The 22,761-nt window shown below is 70.7% G+C and carries 18 protein-coding genes; 17 read left to right on the top strand and 1 reads right to left on the bottom strand.

The annotated features are described in order from the left end of the window. Positions 1 to 261 precede the first annotated feature (261 nt). The 17 genes from AC07AB_RS05280 to AC07AB_RS05200 all read left to right on the top strand — a co-directional run bounded on the left by AC07AB_RS05280 (position 262) and on the right by AC07AB_RS05200 (position 20,806). Entirely contained in the window at positions 262 to 2,094 is a 1,833-nt protein-coding gene (locus tag AC07AB_RS05280) for a DUF5941 domain-containing protein (RefSeq protein WP_478561557.1), read from the top strand. Continuing rightward, entirely contained in the window at positions 2,091 to 2,843 is a 753-nt protein-coding gene (locus AC07AB_RS05275; protein WP_478560309.1) for a phosphocholine cytidylyltransferase family protein, read from the top strand. The genes AC07AB_RS05280 and AC07AB_RS05275 overlap by 4 nt, the downstream gene beginning before the upstream one ends. After that, on the top strand, positions 2,831 to 3,892 hold the full coding sequence (locus AC07AB_RS05270) for an iron-containing alcohol dehydrogenase family protein (protein WP_478560306.1): 1,062 nt from the start codon (positions 2,831 to 2,833) through the stop codon (positions 3,890 to 3,892). The genes AC07AB_RS05275 and AC07AB_RS05270 overlap by 13 nt, the downstream gene beginning before the upstream one ends. Further along, complete coding sequence (locus AC07AB_RS05265) at positions 3,870 to 4,649, top strand: CDP-alcohol phosphatidyltransferase family protein (protein ID WP_478560303.1); 780 nt, start codon at positions 3,870 to 3,872, stop codon at positions 4,647 to 4,649. The genes AC07AB_RS05270 and AC07AB_RS05265 overlap by 23 nt, the downstream gene beginning before the upstream one ends. Before the next feature lie 38 nt (positions 4,650 to 4,687). Next, positions 4,688 to 5,542, top strand: a complete 855-nt coding sequence (locus AC07AB_RS05260) for a glycosyltransferase family 2 protein (protein WP_478561554.1) — start codon at positions 4,688 to 4,690, stop codon at positions 5,540 to 5,542. A gap of 78 nt (positions 5,543 to 5,620) precedes the next feature. Next, a complete protein-coding gene (locus AC07AB_RS05255; protein ID WP_478560300.1) occupies positions 5,621 to 6,559 on the top strand; it encodes an ABC transporter permease in 939 nt (312 codons plus the stop codon). 88 nt (positions 6,560 to 6,647) lie between these two features. Continuing rightward, positions 6,648 to 7,427 (top strand): ABC transporter ATP-binding protein, encoded by a 780-nt coding sequence (locus tag AC07AB_RS05250; RefSeq protein ID WP_478561552.1) that lies wholly within the window; start codon positions 6,648 to 6,650, stop codon positions 7,425 to 7,427. A gap of 446 nt (positions 7,428 to 7,873) precedes the next feature. Continuing rightward, on the top strand, positions 7,874 to 8,740 hold the full coding sequence (hpnC, locus tag AC07AB_RS05245; RefSeq protein WP_478561549.1) for a squalene synthase HpnC: 867 nt from the start codon (positions 7,874 to 7,876) through the stop codon (positions 8,738 to 8,740). Beyond that, entirely contained in the window at positions 8,737 to 9,684 is a 948-nt protein-coding gene (hpnD, locus tag AC07AB_RS05240) for a presqualene diphosphate synthase HpnD (protein WP_478560297.1), read from the top strand. Before hpnC ends, hpnD begins: the two co-directional genes overlap by 4 nt. 97 nt (positions 9,685 to 9,781) lie before the next feature. Then, entirely contained in the window at positions 9,782 to 11,362 is a 1,581-nt protein-coding gene (gene hpnE, locus AC07AB_RS05235) for a hydroxysqualene dehydroxylase HpnE (protein ID WP_478560295.1), read from the top strand. Next, positions 11,359 to 12,456: a polyprenyl synthetase family protein gene (locus AC07AB_RS05230; protein ID WP_478560292.1), complete on the top strand. Its 1,098-nt coding sequence runs from the start codon at positions 11,359 to 11,361 to the stop codon at positions 12,454 to 12,456. Before hpnE ends, AC07AB_RS05230 begins: the two co-directional genes overlap by 4 nt. Before the next feature lie 111 nt (positions 12,457 to 12,567). Beyond that, positions 12,568 to 14,559, top strand: a complete 1,992-nt coding sequence (gene shc, locus AC07AB_RS05225) for a squalene--hopene cyclase (RefSeq protein ID WP_478560289.1) — start codon at positions 12,568 to 12,570, stop codon at positions 14,557 to 14,559. Then, complete coding sequence (locus AC07AB_RS05220; RefSeq protein ID WP_478560286.1) at positions 14,559 to 15,209, top strand: phosphorylase family protein; 651 nt, start codon at positions 14,559 to 14,561, stop codon at positions 15,207 to 15,209. Before shc ends, AC07AB_RS05220 begins: the two co-directional genes overlap by 1 nt. A gap of 5 nt (positions 15,210 to 15,214) precedes the next feature. Next, positions 15,215 to 16,237 carry an adenosyl-hopene transferase HpnH gene (gene hpnH / locus AC07AB_RS05215; protein ID WP_478560283.1) on the top strand — a complete coding sequence of 341 codons (1,023 nt, stop codon included), beginning with the start codon at positions 15,215 to 15,217 and terminating at the stop codon, positions 16,235 to 16,237. A 4-nt stretch (positions 16,238 to 16,241) separates the two neighbouring features. Then, positions 16,242 to 17,408 carry a flavodoxin-dependent (E)-4-hydroxy-3-methylbut-2-enyl-diphosphate synthase gene (gene ispG / locus AC07AB_RS05210; protein WP_478560280.1) on the top strand — a complete coding sequence of 389 codons (1,167 nt, stop codon included), beginning with the start codon at positions 16,242 to 16,244 and terminating at the stop codon, positions 17,406 to 17,408. Positions 17,409 to 17,432: 24 nt separating this feature from the next. Continuing rightward, positions 17,433 to 19,403 (top strand): 1-deoxy-D-xylulose-5-phosphate synthase, encoded by a 1,971-nt coding sequence (gene dxs, locus AC07AB_RS05205; RefSeq protein ID WP_478561546.1) that lies wholly within the window; start codon positions 17,433 to 17,435, stop codon positions 19,401 to 19,403. Then, positions 19,400 to 20,806, top strand: coding sequence for an aspartate aminotransferase family protein (locus AC07AB_RS05200; protein ID WP_478560277.1), 1,407 nt, complete (start codon positions 19,400 to 19,402; stop codon positions 20,804 to 20,806). The genes dxs and AC07AB_RS05200 overlap by 4 nt, the downstream gene beginning before the upstream one ends. Positions 20,807 to 20,846: 40 nt before the next feature. Here the strand turns inward: AC07AB_RS05200 and AC07AB_RS05195 are convergent, their stop codons facing one another. Next, positions 20,847 to 22,292: an amidase gene (locus AC07AB_RS05195; RefSeq protein WP_478560274.1), complete on the bottom strand. Its 1,446-nt coding sequence runs from the start codon at positions 22,290 to 22,292 to the stop codon at positions 20,847 to 20,849. Positions 22,293 to 22,761: the final 469 nt, after the last annotated feature.

Genomic DNA, 22,761 nt, shown 5'->3' with positions numbered 1-22,761 from the left:
CGTTCATTTGTTCAGCGCGGCGGGGATCGACCATGCTGTCGCTTGCACCCGCCCCCGCGCGGCCGGAACTTGTGACGGCCACCGGACGTCCTGTCCGCCGGGGGAAGCCGGGGTGCACGTGCGGTGAACGGCGTCCGCCGGTGATCCGATAGCCTCTGCCGACGTGCCGCCCGCCCGACCAGGGCCGAGGCGCACCACGCCCGCTGCCCGGACACCCCAGGACCCGTGGCCGCCATGCCAGCTTCCGAGGAGTGAGTTCGTCTGTCCACCGCCATTCTCACCGGCCCGCCGGTCGCCGGCTCGTCCCTCGCGGACGACCTGCGGTCGCTGGGCTTCGACGTGCGTATGGCGGCCGACGCCGCCGATGCCGCGACGGCGCTGGCCGCGCTCCCTCCCCAGGGACGCGTGGCGCTGGTCGATGCCCGCTTCGTGGGACACGTACACAGCCTGCGCCTCGCCCTGACCGACCCCCGCTTCCCCGCCGCCGCCGTCACCGGAGCGCTCACGGCGCAGCCCGAGGCGCGCGCCGCCCTGACCCGCGCCGTCTCGGCCGCCGCCGAGAACACCCCCGGTGCCGCGCACACCACGGCGACCGCCGCCGCGACCGTCCTGCCCGACGAGATCGCCGGCGCCCTGGACACCGAGGGCGCCACCGTCCACCGGCCCGACCTCGGCGTCCTGGTCGCCGCCGTCCCGGCGGACGGCGAGGCCCGTGCCGCCGCGCGCGCCGGCGTCGAGAACGTCGACGAGGAAGCCGTACGGCTGCGCACCGCGGTGAAGTCCCGCGACGGGTTCTTCACCACCTACTGCATCAGCCCGTACTCCCGGTACATCGCCCGCTGGTGCGCCCGCCGCGGCCTGACCCCCAACCAGGTCACCACCGCCTCCCTGATCACCGCGCTCATCGCCGCGGCCTGCGCGGCCACCGGCACCCGGCCCGGCTTCGTCGCGGCCGGCGTGCTGCTGCTCGCCTCCTTCGTCCTCGACTGCACCGACGGGCAGCTGGCCCGCTACTCCCTCCAGTACTCCACGCTCGGCGCCTGGCTCGACGCGACGTTCGACCGGGCCAAGGAGTACGCCTACTACGCGGGGCTCGCCATCGGCGCGGCCCACGGCGGCGGCCACGACGACGTATGGGCGCTGGCGCTCGGCGCGATGGTCCTCCAGACCTGCCGCCACGTCGTCGACTTCTCCTTCAACGAGGCCAACCACGACGCCAGCGCCAACACCAGCCCCACGGCCGCCCTCTCCGACCGGCTCGACAGCGTCGGCTGGACCGTCTGGCTGCGCCGGATGATCGTGCTGCCCATCGGCGAGCGCTGGGCCATGATCGCCGTGCTGACCGCGCTCACCACCCCGCGCATCGTCTTCTACGTCCTGCTCGTCGGCTGCGCGCTGGCCGCCTGCTACACCACCGCGGGCCGCGTGCTGCGCTCCCTGACCCGCAAGGCCCGCCGCACCGACCGCGCCGCCCAGGCGCTCGCGGACCTCGCCGACTCGGGCCCGCTCGCGGAAGGCGTCGTACGGACCCTCGGACGCACCCTGCCCACCGGCACGTACAACGCCCCCTATTGGGCCCTGCTGGCCGCCGTCTGCCTGTTCGTCGGCCCGGTCCTCACCGGCAGCGTCGGCACCTGGCGGGCCTTCCCGCAGGCCGTCGTGTACGCGGTGTTCGCCGGCTGCGCCGTCGCCCGGCCGCTGAAGGGCCCGCTGGACTGGCTGATCCCCCCGTTCTTCCGCGCCGCCGAGTACGGCATCATCCTGCTGCTCGCCGCCCAATCGGGGGTGAACGGGGCCCTGCCCGCCGCTTTCGGACTGGTGGCCGCGGTCGCCTACCATCACTACGACACGGTCTACCGCATCCGCGGCGGCACCGGAGCGCCCCCGCACTGGCTGGTCCGGATGACCGGCGGGCACGAGGGGCGGGTCCTGGTGGTCATGGCCGCCGCCGCCCTGTGGCACGGCCAAGGTTTCACCATCGCGCTGACGGTCCTCGCGACCGCCATCGCGCTCGCGGTGCTCAGCGAGAGCATCCGCTTCTGGGTGTCCTCCAAGGCACCCGCAGTACACGACGAAACAGGAGAACCCGCATGATCGGCCTCGTGCTGGCAGCCGGCGCTGGACGGCGTCTGCGCCCCTACACCGACACCCTGCCCAAGGCCCTGGTGCCGGTGGGACCCGAGGGGGCGGAGGAGTCGATCACGGTCCTCGACCTGACCCTCGGCAACTTCGCGGAGGTCGGCCTGAGCGAGGTCGCCATCGTCGTCGGCTACCGCAAGGAGGCCGTGTACGAGCGCAAGGCGGCGCTGGAGGCGAAGTACGGCCTCAAGCTCACCCTGATCGACAACGACAAGGCCGAGGAGTGGAACAACGCCTACTCCCTGTGGTGCGCTCGTGACGTCATCAAGCAGGGCGTGATCCTCGCCAACGGCGACACCGTGCACCCGGTCTCCGTCGAGCGGACCCTGCTGGACGCCCGCGGCCAGGGCCAGAAGATCATCCTCGCCCTCGACACGGTCAAGAACCTGGCCGACGAGGAGATGAAGGTCGTCGTCGACCCCGACCAGGGCGCCCAGCGGATCACCAAGCTCATGGACCCCGAGTCCGCCACCGGCGAGTACATCGGCGTCACCCTCATCGAGGCCGAGGCCGCCGAGGAGCTCGCCGACGCGCTGAAGGCCACCTTCGAGAAGGACCCCGACCTCTACTACGAGGACGGCTACCAGGAGCTCATCAACCGCGGCTTCAGGATCGACACCGCGCCGATCGGCGACCTCAAGTGGGTCGAGATCGACAACCACGACGACCTCGCGAAGGGCCGTGAGATCGCGTGCCAGTACTGACGAGGCTCATCCCCTCGCCGCTGGTCGTCGACATCCGCGCCGGAGCCCTGAACGACCTGGCCGGCGTCCTCGCCGACCAGCGCATCTCCAGCTCCGGCAAGCTCGCCGTCGCGATCAGCGGCGGCTCGGGCGCGAAGCTGCGCGAGCGGCTCGCGCCCGCGCTGCCGGGCGCCGACTGGTACGAGGTCGGCGGCGGCACCCTGGACGACGCGATCAAGCTCGGCGACGCCATGAAGTCGGGCCGCTACGACGCGGTCGTCGGCCTCGGCGGCGGCAAGATCATCGACTGCGCGAAGTACGCCGCCGCCCGTATCGGGCTGCCCCTGGTCGCCGTCGCGACCAACCTCTCGCACGACGGCCTCTGCTCGCCGGTCGCGACCCTGGACAACGACGCGGGCCGCGGCTCGTACGGCGTCCCGAACCCGATCGCCGTCGTCATCGACCTCGACGTCATCCGTGAGGCCCCGGTCCGCTTCGTGCGCTCCGGCATCGGCGACGCCATCTCCAACATCTCGGCCGTCGCGGACTGGGAGCTCGCCCACCGCGAGCGCGGCGAGGACATCGACGGGCTGGCCGCCGCCATGGCCCGCCAGGCCGGCGAGGCCGTGCTGCGCCACCCCGGCGGCGTCGGCGACGACGGCTTCCTGACCGTGCTCGCCGAGGGCCTGGTGCTCACCGGCATCTCCATGTCGGTGGCCGGCGACAGCCGTCCGGCCTCCGGCGCGTGCCACGAGATCAACCACGCCTTCGACCTGCTCTACCCGAAGCGCGCCGCCAGCCACGGCGAGCAGTGCGGCCTCGGCGCGGCCTTCGCGATGTACCTGCGCGGCGCCCGCGAGGAATCCGCGCTGATGGTCGAGGTGCTGCGGCGCCACGGTCTGCCGGTGCTGCCCGAGGAGATCGGCTTCGGCGTCGAGGAGTTCGTCAAGGTCGTCGAGTACGCACCGCAGACCCGCCCCGGGCGCTTCACCATCCTGGAACACCTGGACCTGTCCACCGATCAGATCAGGGACGCATTCGCCGACTATGCAAAAGCCATCAGTAGCTGAACTCCGCCCGGTCGTTCACCCCGCGGGCGTGAAGGACCGGCGCAGCGGTGAGCACTGGGCCGGGCGCATGTACATGCGAGAGATCTCGCTGCGCTGCGACCGGTACCTGGTGAACACGCGGGTCACGCCCAACCAGCTGACCTACCTGATGACCGTCTTCGGCGTCCTCGCGGCCCCGGCCCTCCTGGTGCCGGGGATACCGGGCGCCGTGCTCGGCGTGCTGATGGTCCAGCTCTACCTCCTGCTCGACTGCGTCGACGGCGAGATCGCCCGCTGGAAGAAGCAGTTCTCGCTCGGCGGGGTGTACCTGGACCGCGTCGGCGCCTATCTGTGCGACGCCGCGGTACTGGTCGGCTTCGGCATGCGCGCCGCCGACCTGTGGGGCCCCGGCCGGATCGACTGGCTGTGGGCCTTCCTCGGCACCCTCGCCGCCCTCGGCGCCATCCTGATCAAGGCCGAGACCGACCTCGTCGGCGTCGCCCGCCACCAGAGCGGCCTGCCGCCGGTCAAGGAGGCGGCGTCCGAGCCGCGCTCGTCCGGCATGGCGCTGGCCCGCCGGGCCGCCGGGGCGCTGAAGTTCCACCGGCTCGTCCTCTGCATCGAGGCGTCCCTGCTGATCCTTCTCCTCGCGATCGTGGACTCCATCAGGGGCGACCTGTTCTTCTCCCGGCTCGGCGTCGCCGTCCTGGCCGGCATCGCGATCCTCCAGACCCTGCTGCACCTGGTGTCCGTCCTCGCCTCCAGCAGGCTCAAGTGAGCGCCGCGAGCGCGAGCGTCGGCGCGGTCGTCCTCACCATGGGCAACCGCCCCGACGAACTGCGCGCGCTGCTCCACTCGGTGGCCGAGCAGGAGGGCGACCCGATCGAGGTCGTCGTCGTCGGCAACGGCTCCCCACTGCCCGAACTGAACGTCGAGGGCCTGGCCGTACGGACCGTCGAGCTGCCCGAGAACGTGGGCATCCCGGCAGGCCGCAACGTCGGCATCGAGGCGTTCGGCCCCGGCGGGCAGGACGTCGACATCCTGCTCTTCCTCGACGACGACGGCCTGCTGCCGGGCCGGGACACGGCCCGGCTGTGCCGCGAGGCGTTCGCCGCCGACCCGGAGCTGGGCATCATCAGCTTCCGGATCGCGGACCCCGAGACCGGCATCACCCAGCGCCGCCACGTGCCGCGGCTGCGCGCCGCCGACCCCATGCGGTCCTCGCGCGTCACCACCTTCCTCGGCGGCGCCAACGCCGCCCGTACGAAGGTCTTCGCCGAGGTCGGCGGGTTGCCGGACGAGTTCTTCTACGCGCACGAGGAGACCGACCTGGCCTGGCGGGCCCTCGACGCGGGCTGGATGATCGACTACCGGTCGGACCTGGTGCTGCACCACCCCACCACGGCCCCCAGCCGGCACGCCGTCTACCACCGCATGGTGGCCCGCAACCGGGTCTGGCTGGCCCGCCGGAACCTGCCCGCCCCGCTCGTCCCGGTCTATCTCGGGGTCTGGCTGCTGCTCACTCTGGCCCGGCGTCCTTCCATGCCCGCGCTGCGCGCCTGGCTCGGCGGTTTCAAGGAGGGCTGGGCCGCATCCTGTGGTCCGCGGCGCCCCATGAAGTGGCGTACCGTTTGGCGCCTGACCCGGCTGGGCCGGCCTCCCGTGATCTGACAGGCTCTTGTCTGAGAGCATCGGGCGCGATCCGGGGCACGGCCCCGGCAGCGCACCTTGAGGACGAAAGTGTCAACTGTGAGCGAGACAACGCACGACAGTGCGGTCGCCATGAGTGCCCCGCCTTCACCCGACGATGGACTCTCCGCCGCCGATCTGGCCAAGAAGTATGGTCTCGCGGTGAGTGGTGCCCGGCCGGGGCTCGGGGAGTATGTGCGGCAGTTGTGGGATCGGCGGCATTTTATTGTGGCCTTTTCCCGGGCGAAGCTGACGGCGCAGTACAGTCAGGCGAAGCTGGGTCAGGTGTGGCAGGTTGCGACGCCGTTGCTGAATGCCATGGTGTATTTCTTTATCTTCGGTGTGTTGATGCAGCGGGGTAAGGCGATGGGTGGGATGGGGATTTATATTCCCTTCCTGGTGACGGGTGTTTTTGTTTTTACGTTCACCCAGAGTTCGGCGATGGCGGGGGTGCGGGCCATCGCGGGGAATTTGGGGCTGGTGCGGGCGCTGCATTTTCCGCGGGCGGCACTGCCGATTTCCTTTGCGTTGCAGCAGTTGCAGCAGTTGCTGTTCTCGATGTGTGTGCTGTTTGTGGTGCTGATCGCGTGCGGGCATTATCCGGATGCGGCGTGGCTGATCATTGTGCCGACGTTGGTGCTGCAGTTCGTGTTCAATACCGGGCTGGCGTTGGCGATGGCGCGGATGGGGAGCAAGACGCCGGACTTGGCGCAGTTGCTGCCGTTCATTCTGCGGACGTGGATGTATGCGTCCGGGGTGATGTACAGCATGACGGATCAGTTGCGGAAGGCGCATGCGCCGCATTGGGTGATCGAGGTGCTGGGGGCGAATCCGGCGTCGGTGTTCATTGATCTGATGCGGTTCGCGATGATCGACAGTTTCGGTGCGGGGAAGCTGCCGCCGCATGTGTGGGCGCTGGCGGTGGGCTGGGCGCTGGTGGTGGGGGCCGGGGGGTTCGTGTATTTCTGGAAGGCTGAGGAGCAGTACGGCCGTGGCTGAGCGGAACGCAGAACAGAACGCAGCGCAGGATGCCGGCCGGAGCGCAGCGCCGCAGGACGCGGGGCGGAGTGCAGTGCAGGGCGCGGGGCTGGGCTCGGGGCGGGGTGTGGGGCGGGTTCCGACGGTGATCGCGGATGAGCTGCATATCGTGTACCGGGTGTATGGGGGGAGTTCGGGGCGGGGGACTGCGACGGCTGCGCTGAACCGGATCGTGCGGCGGAAGCCGGGTGCGGGGGTGCGGAAGGTGCATGCGGTGAAGGGGGTGAGTTTTGCCTCGTACCGGGGGGAGGCGATCGGTTTGATCGGGTCGAACGGGTCGGGGAAGTCGACGTTGCTGCGGGCGATCGCGGGGTTGCTGCCGGCGGAGCGGGGGCGGGTGTATACCGATGGGCAGCCGTCGTTGCTGGGGGTGAACGCGGCGATGATGAATGATCTGACGGGTGAGAAGAATGTGATGCTCGGGGGGTTGGCGATGGGGATGTCGCGGGAGGAGGTCCGGGAGCGGTATCAGGGGATCGTGGACTTCTCGGGGATCAATGAGAAGGGTGATTTCATCTCGTTGCCGATGCGGACGTATTCGTCGGGGATGGCGGCGCGGCTGCGGTTCGCGATCGCGGCGGCGAAGGATCACGATGTGCTGATGATCGATGAGGCGCTGGCGACGGGGGACCGGTCGTTCCAGAAGCGGTCGGAGGCGCGGATCCGGGAGTTGCGCAAGGAGGCGGGGACGGTGTTCCTGGTCAGTCACAACAACAAGTCGATCCGGGACACCTGCGACCGGGTGCTGTGGCTGGAGCGGGGCGAGCTGCTGATGGACGGTCCGACGGACGAGGTCATCAAGGCGTACGAGAAGGAGACCAACCGCTGACACCCCCACCCCCGGGTCACGCGTGCGACAGGGCCCCCGCCGGACCACCGGCGGGGGCCCCGCGTCTGTCTGACGGCGCGTCGCCCTCGCCCGTGCGCCGGTGAATTGGCCAACTGCCCTGGGTGGGGGGAAGTTTCGCGCCTGCCGCGGTGTTCAGCGGATCAAGAATGCACCCCCGCGTACGCCGGGAACTTGTACGGCGTACGCTGTAGCGGTGCTGACTCGCGGCAGGCCGGGTCGAGAGGTGTCGACGCCCGCCGCCGAGGAGCTGTCCGGGGGGCGGACAGGCCTGCGGCGTGTCCGAAATAGGATGTTCTGGGTCGGCAGTGTAGAACGGGAGATGTGACGGCAATGGCTATGGGAACTCTCCGGATAAAAGGCGCACCAGCCGCCCCCGGTCCGGGCAGTCCTCGGTGACCGCCGGGACGGACGCGCATGAGCGCGCCGTGCTCGGCAAGGCGGCCGCCGAGAACTTCCCCGTGGCGCCCTTCTTCCTGCCGCGCGCCTGGCGCACCGACCTCATGGCGGTCTACGGCTACGCCCGCCTCGTCGACGACATCGGCGACGGCGACCTCGCCCCCGGCGGCCGGGACGCCGAACTGCTCGGCCTCGGCCGCGACCGCGCCGACGACCGGGTCGCCATGCTCGACGCCTTCGAGGCCGACCTCGCCCGCGTCTTCGACCGCCACGGCCCCGCCCCGCGCCACCCCCTGCTGCGCGCCCTCGGGCCCACCGTCCACCGGTGCGGGCTGTCCCCCGACCCCTTCCGCGGCCTGATCGAGGCCAACCGCCAGGACCAGCGCGTGCGCCGCTACGGTACGTACGGCGAACTCCTCGCTTACTGCGAGCTGTCCGCCAACCCCGTCGGCCGCCTCGTGCTCGGTATCACCGGCACCGCAAGCCCCGAGCGGAACCGCCGCTCGGACGCGGTCTGCACCGCCTTGCAGATCGTCGAACACCTGCAGGACGTCGCCGAGGACCTCACGCGCGACCGCATCTATCTCCCGGCCGAGGACATGGCGCGCTTCGGCGTCACCGAGTCCGATCTCGCCGCCCCGAGCGGCGGCGCGGCAGTGCGCGCACTGGTCGCGTACGAGGCGCGACGCGCCGGGGAGCTGCTGAATGAAGGCACCCCCCTGGTGGGTAGCGTCCACGGCAGGCTGAAGCTGTTGCTCGCGGGATTCGTGGCCGGGGGGAGGGCCGCGCTCAAGGCGGTCGCCGCCGCCGGACACGATGTCCTCCCTGGTCCTCCCAAGCCCACCAAGCTCAGCCTGCTGCGCGAGGTGGGGGCGACACTGCGAAGAGAGGGGTGAGCGGGACCGTGAACGGATCGCCGCACGCGTCCGCGCCGGTACTCGCCGCGTACAGCTATTGCGAGGCCGTCACCGGGCAGCAGGCCCGTAACTTCGCCTACGGCATCAGGCTGTTGCCGACCGAGAAGCGGCACGCCATGTCCGCGCTGTACGCGTTCTCCCGGCGTGTGGACGACATCGGCGACGGGACGCTGGAGCCCGCCGCCAAACACGCCCGGCTGGAGGAGACCCGCGCGCTGCTCGACCGCGTCAAGGAGGGCGCGGTCGCCGAGGACGACACCGACCCGGTGGCCGTCGCGCTCGCCGACGCCGCCCGCCGCTTCGACCTCCCGCTCGGTGGGCTCGACGAGCTCATCGACGGGGTGCTGATGGATGTGCACGGGGAGACCTACGAGACCTGGGACGACCTGAAGATCTACTGCCGCTGCGTGGCCGGCGCCATCGGCCGGCTGTCGCTGGGCGTGTTCGGTACGGTGCCCGGCGTGCGTGGCACCGAGCGCGCTCCCGAGTACGCCGATACGCTCGGGCTCGCTCTGCAACTGACCAATATTCTTAGAGATGTGCACGAAGATGCGGGCAATGGGCGCACATATCTGCCCGCCGACGACCTGGCCAAGTTCGGGTGCGCCGCCGGGTTCAACTCCTCGACGCCCCCGGCCGGATCGGACTTCACCGGCCTCGTGCACTTCGAGGTCCGGCGGGCCCGCGCGCTCTTCGCCGAGGGGTTCCAACTGCTGCCCATGCTCGACCGGCGCAGCGGCGCCTGTGTCGCCGCCATGGCCGGTATCTACCGCAGATTGCTCGACCGCATCGCCCGCGACCCCGCGGCCGTCCTGCGCGGCCGCGTCTCTCTGCCCGGACACGAGAAGGCGTACGTCGCCGTCCGCGGACTCTCCGGGCTCGACGCCCGTACGGTCCGGCACACCGCCAGGGGGCGCGCTTGATGGCCCGTACGACCCACGTGGACACGTGGTCCAAGCGGTACGCAACCCTCCGCTGGACTGACGCGTCCCTGACTTCACCAGCCGAGGGGGTGGGCACATGACGCCACGCACGACGGCCCGGCCCGACCGGCACAGTGCGCGAGCGGCGGGCCGCCCCGACGGGGCGGCCCGGCCGGTGGCGACGGCACCGAGCGGACCCGGCCCACAGCAGGGCCCTGAGAGCGGCGCGCCCCGGAGCGCGGCGCGCCCCGGGGACGACCGAGCGCACGGTCCGGCGCGAGGCGAAGGCGCCGCCGTGGTCGTCGGCGGCGGACTCGCCGGAGTGACGGCCGCCCTCGCGCTGGCCGACGAGGGGCTGCGGGTCACGCTGATCGAGGGCCGGCCCCGCCTCGGCGGCCTCGCCTTCTCCTTCACCCGCGGCGAACTGACCGTCGACAACGGCCAGCACGTCTATCTGCGCTGCTGCACCGCCTACCAATGGTTCCTCCAACGCGTCGACGCACTCGCCCTCGCGCCCCTGCAGGACCGTTTGGACGTGCCCGTCCTCGACGTCGCCCACCCCCGCGGCCCCCGGCTCGGACGGCTGCGCCGCACCGCGCTGCCCGTACCGCTGCACCTCGCGGCGAGCCTCGCCACCTACCCGCACCTCTCCCTCGCCGAGCGCGCCAACGTGGGCCGCGCCGCCCTCGCGCTCGGCGGCCTCGACCCCGCCGACCCCGCCCTGGACGGCGAGGACTTCGCCACCTGGCTGCACCGGCACGGCCAGTCCGACCGCGCCATCGAAGCGCTCTGGGACCTCGTCGGCGTCGCCACCCTCAACGCCACCGCCGACCAGTCCTCGCTGGGCCTCGCCGCCATGGTCTTCAAGACCGGGCTGCTCTCCGCCCCCGGCGCCGCCGACATCGGCTGGGCCCACGCACCGCTCGGCGAACTCCACGACACCCGCGCCCGCGCCGCCCTCGACAAGGCCGGCGTACGCACCGAACTGCGCACCCGCGCCACCGCCCTGACCCGCACCGCCGACGGAGCCTGGCAGGTCGACGCGGAGTCCGGCGCGGGCGGCGAGCGGCTCGAAGCGGACACCGTCGTGCTCGCCGTACCGCAGCGCGAGACGCACGGCCTGCTCCCCGACGGAGCCCTCGACGACCCCGACCGACTGCTGGACATCGGCACCGCGCCGATCCTCAACCTGCACGTCATCTACGACCGCAAGGTGCTGCGCCGGCCGTTCTTCAGCGCGCTCGGCAGCCCCGTGCAGTGGGTCTTCGACCGCACCGACGCCTCCGGCCTCGCCGGCACCCCCGACGGGCGGGGCTGCCAGTACCTGGCGGTGTCCCAGTCCGCCGCGCAGGACGACATCGACCGCCCGGTCGCCGAACTGCGCGCCAAGTACCTGCCGGAGCTGGCCCGGCTGCTGCCCGCCGCGCGCGGCGCCGGGGTCCGGGACTTCTTCGTCACCCGGGAGCGGACCGCGACGTTCGCCCCCACCCCCGGCGTCGGACGGCTGCGGCCGCCCGCCCCCACGAACGCGCCCGGCCTGTATCTGGCCGGTGCGTGGACCGCCACCGGCTGGCCCGCGACCATGGAGGGCGCTGTGCGCAGCGGCCTGAGCGCCGCCGCCGCGGCCCTCTCCCACCTGGGCCGCCCGCTCCAGTTCCCGTTGCAGGAGGCGGCATGAGCACCAACACCGTTAACAGAGGAGAGACCGTGACTTCGGCGATCCCAGCTGTCGACACCGCAGGAGTCCTGGCGCTGCTGGAGCGCGGACGGACGCTTGCCACGCCGGTGCTGCGTGCCGCCGTGGACCGGCTCGCACCGCCCATGGACACCGTGGCCGCCTACCACTTCGGCTGGATCGACGCCGAGGGGCACCCCGCGCACGGCGACGGCGGCAAGGCCGTACGCCCCGCCCTCGCCCTGCTCTCCGCGGAGGCCGCGGGCCGGCTCCCCGAAGCGGGCGTCCCCGGCGCCGTGGCCGTGGAACTCGTGCACAACTTCTCACTGCTGCACGACGACCTGATGGACGGCGACGAGCAGCGCCGCCACCGCGACACGGTGTGGAAGGTGCACGGCCCGGCCCAGGCCATCCTCGTGGGCGACGCGCTCTTCGCACTCGCCAACGAGATACTGCTGGAGCTCGGCACGGTCGAGGCCGGCCGCGCCACCCGCCGCCTCACCGCCGCCACCCGCAAGCTCATCGACGGCCAGGCCCAGGACATCTCCTACGAGCACCGCGAGCGGGTCACCGTCGAGGAGTGCCTGGAGATGGAGGGCAACAAGACGGGCGCGCTGCTCGCCTGCGCCGCCTCCATCGGGGCGGTGCTCGGCGGCGCCGACGACCGTACGGCCGACACGCTGGAAGCGTACGGCTACCACCTCGGGCTCGCCTTCCAGGCCGTCGACGACCTGCTCGGCATCTGGGGCGACCCGGAGGCCACCGGCAAACAGACCTGGAGTGACCTGCGGCAGCGCAAGAAGTCACTCCCGGTGGTCGCCGCCCTCGCGGCAGGCGGCCCCGCCTCGGAGCGGCTCGGCGAGATGCTCACCGCCGACGCCAAGAAATCCGAGACCGAGATCGCCGACTTCGACGAGGAAGAGTTCGCGGAGCGCGCGGCGTTGATCGAGGAGGCCGGCGGCCGGGAGTGGACCTCCCAGGAAGCCCGCCGCCAGCACGCCACCGCCATCGCGGCTCTCGACGGAGTCGACATGGAAGCAGAGGTCCGGGCGCAGTTCGTCGCGCTCGCCGACTTCGTGGTCGTACGAAAGAGATGATTCCCATTCACCCGATCTAGAGATCGCAGTCGCCGGTCGGCGCCCAGCCGGGGTGCCGACCGACGGAAGCCCCAGGACGGCAGATGAAGACGTACTGCAGAAGGGGAAGCCATGACAGCGACGACCGACGGAAGTACCGGGGCAGCGGACCCCCGGGCGGCCGCGGCCAGCGAGAGAATCGCTTTGAACCGCGAAACGCCCCCGGTGTTCGCGGCTGCCGAGCGGGCCACGGCCCGCGCCGTTGAACACCTTTTGGCACAACAGGACCCGCAGGGCTGGTGGAAGGGCGACCTGGAGACGAACGTCACCATGGACGCCGAGGATCTCCTCCTCCGTCAGTTCCTGGGTATCCAAGAAGAGAAGACGACGAAAGCGGCCGGTGCGTTCATCCGTTCGCAGCAGCGACCGGACGGCACCTGGGCCACCTTCTTCGAGGGGCCCGGCGAGCTCTCGGCCACCATCGAGGCGTACGTAGCCCTGCGGCTCGCCGGCGACGCGCCGGACGAGACGCACATGACCGCCGCGGCCGCCTGGATCCGCGGCAAGGGCGGCGTCGCCGCAGCCCGCGTGTTCACCCGCATCTGGCTGGCCCTGTTCGGCTGGTGGAAGTGGGACGACCTGCCGGAACTGCCGCCCGAGATCGTCTATCTGCCGAAGCGGTTCCCGCTCAATATCTATGACTTCGGCTGCTGGGCCCGGCAGACCATCGTGCCGCTCACCGTCGTCTCGGCCCTGCGGCCGGTACGGCCCGCGCCGTTCGCGCTCGACGAGCTGCACACGGACCCGCTCCGGCCCAGCCCACCGCGGCCGATGGCGCCGGCAGCCAGCTGGGACGGCGCGTTCCAGCGGCTGGACAAGGCGCTGCACGCCTACCGGAAGTTCCCCGTCCGCCCGCTGCGCCGCGCCGCCCTGAAGTCCGCGGCGCGCTGGATCATCGAGCGGCAGGAGAACGACGGCTGCTGGGGCGGCATCCAGCCGCCCGCCGTCTACTCCGTCATCGCGCTGCACCTCCTCGGCTACGACCTCGACCACCCGGTACTGCGCGCCGGACTCGAATCGCTCGACCGGTTCGCGGTCTGGCGCGAGGACGGCAGCCGGATGATCGAGGCGTGCCAGTCCCCGGTCTGGGACACTTGCCTCGCCACCATCGCGCTCGCCGACGCGGGCGTGCCCGCCGACCATCCGGCGCTGGTGAAAGCCGTCGGCTGGATGGTGGACGAGCAGATCGACAGACCCGGCGACTGGTCGGTCAAACGCCCGGAACTCGCCCCCGGCGGCTGGGCGTTCGAGTTCCACAACGACAACTACCCGGACATCGACGACACCGCCGAGGTCGTGCTCGCCCTCAAACGGGTGCGCCACCCCGACGCCGAGCGCGTCGACGACGCCGTCCGGCGGGCCGTCCGCTGGAACCTCGGGATGCAGTCGAAGAACGGCGCGTGGGCCGCCTTCGATGTCGACAACACCAGCCCGTTCCCCAACCGGCTGCCGTTCTGCGACTTCGGCGAGGTCATCGACCCGCCGTCCTCGGACGTCACCGCCCACGTGGTGGAGATGCTCGCCGCCGTCGGCCTCCAGCACGACCCGCGCACCCGGCGCGGCATCGACTGGCTCCTCGCCGAACAGGAGGAGAACGGCGCCTGGTTCGGCCGCTGGGGCGTCAACTACGTCTACGGCACCGGCTCCGTGCTCCCCGCACTCGCCGCCGTCGGCATTCCGGCCTCGCACCGGGCCGTCCGGCGCGCCGTGGCCTGGCTCGAAGGGGCGCAGAACGACGACGGCGGCTGGGGCGAGGACCTGCGCTCCTACGCCGACCCCGAGTGGATCGGGCGCGGCGTCTCCTCCGCCTCACAGACCGCCTGGGCGCTGATGGCGCTCCTCGCGGCCGGCGAGCGGGACGGCAAGGCCGTCGAACGCGGCGTCGCCTGGCTGGCCGAGACCCAGCTGCCGGACGGGTCCTGGGACGAGCCGTACTTCACGGGCACCGGCTTCCCCTGGGACTTCTCCATCAACTACCACCTGTACCGGCAGGTCTTCCCCGTCACGGCCCTCGGCCGCTATGTGTACGGAGACCTCTTCACCGCCGGCCGTCAGGAGAACTGATGGCACCCGGCACGGGCGACCCCCGACCCGAACCGCTGCTGATCGCCTGCGCGCTCGGCATCGAACGCCTCGCGCTGCGCGGCGACCGCGGTGATGCGGCCGGGCCCGTGACCGTACTGCGCACCGGAATGGGGCCCCTGGCGGCGGAACGTGCCGTCGCACAGGCGCTCGGCGATGAGGCGGCGGCCGGCCGGACCGCCGTCATCGCCACCGGCTTCTGCGCCGGCCTGGTCCCCGGGATGCACCCGGGCGACCTCGTCGTCGCGGGGGAGACCCAGGACCCCACCGGACGCATCGAGTGCGTCGGCACCGAGCGGCTCGCCAAGGAGCTCGCCCGTGCCGCGCCGGGGCGCACCATCCACACGGGCCCTCTCGTGGGCTCGGACCACGTCGTACGGGGCGCCGAACGGGCCGCCCTGCACACGGCGGGCGCCATCGCGGTGGACATGGAATCCGCCGCGACGCTCCGCGCCGCCACCCGCGCCGGACCCCGTCCGGTTGCGGCCGTACGAGTGATCGTGGACGCTCCGGAACATGAACTCGTCCGAATCGGGACCTTGCGCGGTGGAATATCAGCATTCCGCGTACTGCGCACCGTCCTTCCGGCTTTCTATGAATGGCACCGTTCTTTGTTGCTCCCCAGGAGGTGAGCTAGATGGCCATGCCGCTCCGCCAGACCATCCGGGTCGGAACGTATCTCTTTGAACAGAAGTTGCGGAAACGGGACAAGTTCCCACTGATCGTCGAGCTCGAACCGCTCTTCGCCTGCAACCTCTCCTGCGAGGGCTGCGGCAAGATCCAGCACCCGGCCGGGGTGCTGAAGCAGCGCATGCCGGTCGCGCAGGCCGTCGGCGCCGTGCTGGAATCGGGCGCGCCGATGGTCTCCATCGCCGGTGGCGAACCGCTGATGCACCCGCAGATCGACGAGATCGTGCGGCAGCTGGTGGCGAAGAAGAAATACGTCTTCCTCTGCACCAACGCGGTGCTGCTGCGCAAGAAGATCGAGAAGTTCACGCCCTCCCCGTATTTCGCCTTCGCGGTCCACATCGACGGGATGCGCGAGCGCCACGACGAGTCCGTGGCGAAGGAAGGCGTATTCGACGAAGCGGTCGAGGCGATCAAGGAGGCCAAGCGACGCGGCTTCCGGGTCACCACCAACTCGACCTTCTTCAATACCGACACCCCCCAGACGATCATCGAGGTGCTCAACTACCTCAATGACGAGCTGGAGGTGGACGAGATGATGCTCTCGCCCGCCTACGCCTACGAGAAGGCCCCCGACCAGGAACACTTCCTGGGCGTCGAGCAGACCCGGGAGCTGTTCAAGAAGGCGTTCGCCGGCGGCAACCGGCGGCGCTGGAGGCTGAACCACAGCCCCCTCTTCCTGGACTTCCTGGAAGGCAAGGCGGACTTCCCCTGCACCGCCTGGGCGATCCCCAACTACTCGCTCTTCGGCTGGCAGCGGCCCTGCTACCTGATGAGCGACGGGTACGTGCCGACCTACCGGGAGCTGATCGAGGACACCGACTGGAGCAAGTACGGCCGGGGCAAGGACCCGCGCTGCGCCAACTGCATGGCGCACTGCGGTTACGAGCCGACGGCCGTCCTGGCGACCATGGGTTCCCTGAAGGAGTCGCTGCGCGCGGCCCGCGAGACGGTCGCCGGGAACCGGGGCTGACGCCATGACCGCTGTGGGCCCTGTCTCGCTGGGGCTCCCCGACGTACCGGTCCGACCGCTCGCGATGCGCCGCACCTCGCGGCGCATCCAGGTCGGATCGGTCCCCGTCGGCGGGGGCGCCCCCATTTCGGTGCAGTCGATGACGACGACGGTGACGGCGGATGTCGGTGCGACGTTGCAGCAGATCGCCGAGTTGACGGCGTCGGGCTGTCAGATTGTGCGGGTGGCGTGTCCGTCGCAGGATGATGCGGACGCGTTGCCGGTGATCGCGCGGAAGTCGAATATTCCGGTGATCGCGGATATTCACTTCCAGCCGAAGTATGTGTTCGCGGCGATCGACGCGGGCTGTGCGGCGGTGCGGGTGAATCCGGGGAACATCCGGCAGTTCGACGACAAGGTGAAGGAGATCGCGAAGGCGGCTTCTGATGCGGGGACGCCGATTCGGATCGGGGTGAACGCGGGGTCGTTGGACAGGCGGCTGCTGCAGAAGTACGGGCGGGCGACGCCGGAGGCGTTGGTGGAGTCGGCGCTGTGGGAGTGCTCGCTGTTCGAGGAGCATGGTTTCCGGGATATCAAGATCTCGGTGAAGCACAACGATCCGGTGGTGATGGTCAACGCGTACCGGTTGCTGGCGGCGCGGTGTGACTATCCGCTGCATCTGGGTGTGACGGAGGCGGGGCCGGCGTTCCAGGGGACGATCAAGTCGGCGGTGGCGTTCGGTGCGCTGCTGAGTGAGGGGATCGGGGACACGATCCGGGTGTCGTTGTCGGCGCCGCCGGTGGAGGAGATCAAGGTCGGTAATCAGATCCTGGAGTCCTTGGGGCTGCGTGAGCGGGGTCTGGAGATTGTGTCGTGTCCGTCGTGCGGTCGGGCGCAGGTGGATGTCTACAAGCTTGCCGAGGAGGTCACGGCGGGGTTGGAGGGCATGGAGGTGCCGTTGCGGGTGGCGGTGATGGGCTGTGTCGTCAATGGTCCGGGTGAGGCGCGTGAGGCGGATCTCGGGGTGGCCTCCGGCAACGGCAAGGGGCAGATCTTCGTGAAGGGCGAGGTCATCAAGACCGTCCCCGAATCGAAGATCGTCGAGACCCTCATCGAAGAAGCCATGAAGATCGCCGAGCACATGGAGGCAGCGGGGGCCCGCTCCGGGACGCCCCACGTCGCCGTGGGCTGAACACATACGAGGAGGGGGATGTCGGTGTCGCTGTTGGAGAACATCAAAGGCCCGCACGACCTGAAGGCGCTGCCCGCGGAGAACCTCGGCCAACTTGCGGAGGAGATACGTCAGTTCCTCGTGCACGCGGTGGCCGCGACCGGCGGCCACCTCGGTCCGAACCTCGGCGTGGTGGAACTCTCCATCGCGCTCCACCGCGTCTTCGAATCGCCCGCCGACCGCATTCTGTGGGACACCGGGCACCAGAGCTACGTACACAAGCTGCTCACCGGGCGGCAGGACTTCTCCAAGCTGCGCGGCAAGGGCGGCATGTCCGGCTACCCCTCGCGCGCCGAGTCCGAGCACGACGTCATCGAGAACAGCCACGCCTCGACGGTCCTCGGCTGGGCCGACGGCCTCGCCAAGGCCAACGAGGTGCTGGGGCGCACGGACCGCCACGTCGCAGCCGTCATCGGCGACGGGGCGCTCACCGGCGGCATGGCCTGGGAAGCGCTCAACAACATCGCCGCGGCGAGAGACCGCCCGCTGATCATCGTCGTCAACGACAACGAACGCTCCTACGCGCCGACCATAGGCGGGCTGGCCAACCACCTCGCCACGCTCCGTACGACCGACGGCTACGAACGCGTCCTGACCTGGGGCAAACAGGTCCTCCAACGCACGCCCGTCGTCGGGCAGCCGCTGTACGAGTCCCTGCACGGCGCCAAGAAGGGCTTCAAGGACGCCTTCGCCCCGCAGGGCATGTTCGAGGACCTCGGCCTGAAGTACGTCGGCCCGATCGACGGGCACGACATCGCGGCGGTCGAATCGGCGCTGCGCCGCGCCAAGCGGTTCCACGGCCCCGTGCTCGTGCACTGCCTCACCGAGAAGGGCCGCGGCTACCAGCCCGCCCTGGAGGACGAGGCCGACCGCTTTCATACGGTCGGCGCGATGGACCCGCTGACCTGCGAACCGCTCACCCCCTCCAACGGGCCCTCCTGGACCTCGGTGTTCGGGGACGAGATGGCGCGGATCGGGGCCGAGCGGCCCGACGTCGTGGCGATCACGGCCGCGATGCTGCACCCCGTGGGGCTGACGAAGTTCGCCGCGGCCTTCCCCGACCGGGTCTGGGACGTCGGCATCGCGGAGCAGCACGCCGCCGTCTCGGCGGCCGGGCTCGCCACCGGCGGGCTGCACCCGGTCTTCGCGGTGTACGCCACCTTCCTCAACCGCGCCTTCGACCAAGTCCTGATGGACGTGGCGCTGCACAAGTGCGGCGTCACCTTCGTCCTCGACCGGGCCGGCGTCACCGGCACCGACGGCGCGTCCCACAACGGCATGTGGGACATGTCGATCCTCCAGTGCGTCCCCACCCTGCGGATCGCCGCGCCGCGCGACGCCGACCAGCTCCGCGCGCAACTGCGCGAGGCGGTGGACGTCGACGACGCGCCGACCGTCATCCGCTACCCAAAGGAGACCGTCGGCGAGCCGATACCGGCGATCGACCGGATCGGGGGCATGGACGTGCTGGCCCGGCCGGAGCGTACCGGCCGGGAGGCGGGCGACCGCTCGGGCCCAGGCGCGGACGAGCGTACGGACGTACTGCTCGTCACCGTCGGCACGATGGCCCAAGTCGGCCTGCAAATAGCCGAGTTGCTCCACGCGCGCGGCACCGGCTGCACCGTCGTGGACCCGCGCTGGGTCAAACCCGTCGACGAGGCGCTGCCCCCGCTCGCGGCGGCCCACCGGATGGTGGCGGTCGTGGAGGACAACAGCCGTACCGGCGGAGTCGGTTCGTCCGTCGCGCAGGCGCTCGGCGACGCGGGGGTGGACCTGCCGGTGCGCACCTTCGGCATCCCGCCGCAGTTCCTGGCGCACGCCAAGCGCGGCGAGGTACTGGCCGACATCGGCCTCACCCCCGCCGAGATGGCCGGACGCATCAGCGCGGCCCTGGCCCGTACCACAGCCCCCGCAGCGGCGGGGACCTCTGAGATCAGCGAGGAGAACCACCTATGACAGCCGACGGACCGCAGGGCTTCGACCTCGGGAAGCTCCTCGCGGAGCGCGGCGGTGAGCGGTACGAACTGCACACGAAGTACGTGAACCACCAACTGCCGCGCATGCTGCACACCATCGGCTTCGACAAGGTATACGAACGGGCCGAAGGCGCGCACTTCTGGGACGCGGACGGCAACGACTATCTGGACATGCTCGCCGGGTTCGGCGTGATGGGCGTGGGCCGGCACCACCCCGTCGTACGGCAGGCGCTGCACGACGTGCTCGACGCCCAGCTCGCGGACCTCACACGCTTCGACTGCCAGCCGCTGCCCGGCCTGTTCGCGGAGAAGCTGCTGTCGTACGCGCCCCACCTGGACCGCGTCTTCTTCGGGAACAGCGGCACGGAGGCCGTGGAGACCGCGCTGAAGTTCGCACGGTACGCGACCGGCAAGAAGAGGATCCTCTACTGCACGCACGCCTTCCACGGGCTGACGGCCGGTTCGCTCTCGGTCAACGGCGAGGACGGCTTCCGCGACGGCTTCGCGCCGCTGCTGCCCGACACCGCCATCGAGATGGGCGACCTGGCCGCGCTGGAGAGGGAGTTGTCGCGCGGCGACGTGGCCGGGTTCGTCGTGGAGCCGATCCAGGGCAAGGGCGTACACGCGACACCGCCCGGATTCCTGCGCGCCGCACAGGAGTTGCTGCACCGGCACAAGGCGCTGCTGATCGCCGACGAGGTGCAGACCGGCATCGGGCGGACCGGCGACTTCTTCGCCTACCAGCACGAGGAAGGCGTGGAGCCCGACCTCGTGTGCGTCGCGAAGGCGCTGTCGGGCGGCTATGTGCCGGTCGGCGCGACCCTCGGCAAGGACTGGATCTTCAAGAAGGTCTACTCCTCCATGGACCGGGTGCTGGTGCACTCGGCGAGCTTCGGATCCAACGCCCAGGCCATGGCGGCGGGGCTCGCGGTGCTCAGCGTCATGGAGGACGAACAGATCGTCGCGCGGGCCCGGCACACCGGAGACCTGCTGCGCGGCAGGCTCTCGGCGCTGGTGGACAAGTACGAGCTGCTGCACGAGGTACGCGGCCGCGGACTGATGATCGGCATCGAGTTCGGCAAGCCCAAGTCGCTGGGCCTGCGCAGCCGTTGGGCGATGCTCCAGACCGCGCGCAAGGGCCTGTTCGCGCAGATGGTCGTCGTGCCGCTGCTCCAGAAGCACCGCATCCTCACCCAGGTCTCGGGCGACCACCTGGAGGTCATCAAACTGATCCCGCCGTTGGTCATCGACGAAGCGGACGTGGACCGCTTCGTCGACGCCTTCACCGCCGTCATGGACGACGCGCACGGCAACGGAGACAGCGGCCTGATGTGGGACTTCGGCCGCACGCTGGTCAAGCAGGCGCTCTCCGTCCGCTCCTGATCGCACCGGCGGCCCGCGTCACCCGACGGCACTCAGGTGCTCACCACAGTGCGGGGACGCGGGCCGCCCAGGGGCGGGCTTCCTCCAGCTGGGCGGAGAGGGAGATGAGGGTGGCCTCGTCGCCGTAGCGGGCGGCGAGCATCACGCCGATGGGCAGATCGTCGGCGTTCCAGTGCAGTGGCACGCTGACGGCGGGCTGGCCGGTCGCGTTGTAGAGCATGGTGTACGGAGTGAACGCGCTCATCAGCTCGAAGCCGTTCGTCGGGTTCACATCATCGTTTAACGAGCCCACTGGGACCGGGGGTTGGGCCAGGGTCGGGGTGAGGATGATGTCGTAGCCGGTGCCGGGCGGCTGGATGGTGTCGGCGATCATCTGGCCCAACTGGCGGAACTCTTGGAGGCCCTGGGCGTATGTCACCCCGGACACCCCTGGGGCTTCTCCGCGCAGGTAGCGCGTCAGCGGCGTCAGAAACTCCTCGGCACCCGGCGGCACCGGGCTGGTCGCGGCCATCACCTCCCACACCTCCAGGAGGGCGGCGGCGGTCCCGGCGCTCACCGCGGGTGGCGCCATCTCCTCGACGGTGTGGCCGAGTTCGCGCAGCAGATCGGCCGCCTCGCCCACGGCCTTGCGGCAGTCGGGGTGGAGCGACACGCCCGGCACGGTCGGCTCGGGCATGCAGGCGATGCGCAGCGCCCTCGGGCGGCGCAGCGCCTGCTGTACGAAGGTCTCACCGGGCGGCAGCGCGGGCGCGGTGAACGGGTCGCCGGGCATCGGCGCGGCGAGCACGTCGAGGAGCGCCGCCGCGTCCGCGACCGTACGGGCCAGGGGGCCCGAGGTGGTCATGCCGCTGACGTCGCGCAGTGTGGGGCCCTCGCCGACCCGGCCGCGGCTCGGCTTGAGCCCGAAGAGCCCGCAGGCCGAGGAGGGGATGCGGATCGAGCCGCCGCTGTCGGTGCCGTGCGCGACGGGTGCCAGTCCCGAAGCGACGGCCGTCGCCGCGCCGCCGCTCGACCCGCCGGCCGAGCGGTCGAGGCCCCACGGGGTACGGGCGGGCGGTGCCACCCTGTTCTCGGTGTACGGCGGAAGGGCGAACTCCGACGTGTTGGTCTTGCCGAGGAGGATGGTGCCGGCCGCACGGAGCTTGGTGACCACATGGTCGTCGACGGTCGGCACATGGTCCATGAGCGCCGCCGAGCCCATCGTGCAGCGTACGCCCGCGACGGAACTGACGTCCTTCACCGGCACTGGCACGCCGTGCAGCGGCGGCAACTCCCGCCCCTCCCGGCGTGCTTCGTAGGCGGTCCGCTCCGCCTCGGCCGCTTGCTTCCGCGCGATCTCATGGGTCACCGTGATGAACGCGCCGACGGTGGCGTCGAGTCGCCCGATGCGCGCCAGATAATGCTCCGTCAGCTCGACGGGGGACAGGTCCCCCGCCCGTATCGCGTCGCCCTGCTCCAGCGCGGTGAGATCGTGCAGCTGACCCATCTCCGGCCGTCCTCTCGTCGATCGCCGTCACGTGCGGGCCGTCGCCGTGTGCCACGCCTCGCACCAGCGGTCGGTAGCCAGGAGGGCGCCGGTCCGTGGTGTGATCGTAACCTTCCTTAGGGTTGCCTTGCTTGGCATGTGGCATATGGCTGGAGCACGGCACCGCCGGGTGGTGCCGTGGGTGACGTGCACGTGCGGGCCGACGTCTGTGTGACCACGCGGCCGCGTGTCCAACTGTCGTGAATCCTCTGATTGGACAGCGGTAACCCCCACCGGACGGGTGTGCGGCGAAGCCGCGGAGCCGTCCAACCGCGGCGGGAGCATATTCGTTGACATCCCTGGGGCGGGGCTGTCCAATTCCAAGGAGTTGGATACGGGGATGGCGCATCACTTCTTCAGCGGTGCGCGGTAACACAGTGACCACAGACACCTTCCGCCGCTCAGGTACGGAGGCGGATGAGTCTGTCAG

The organism is Streptomyces sp. NPDC044033 (assembly GCF_056434425.1).
The sequence above is the reverse complement of the archived record's forward strand: the minus strand, read 5'-3'. Positions and strand labels throughout refer to the sequence as shown.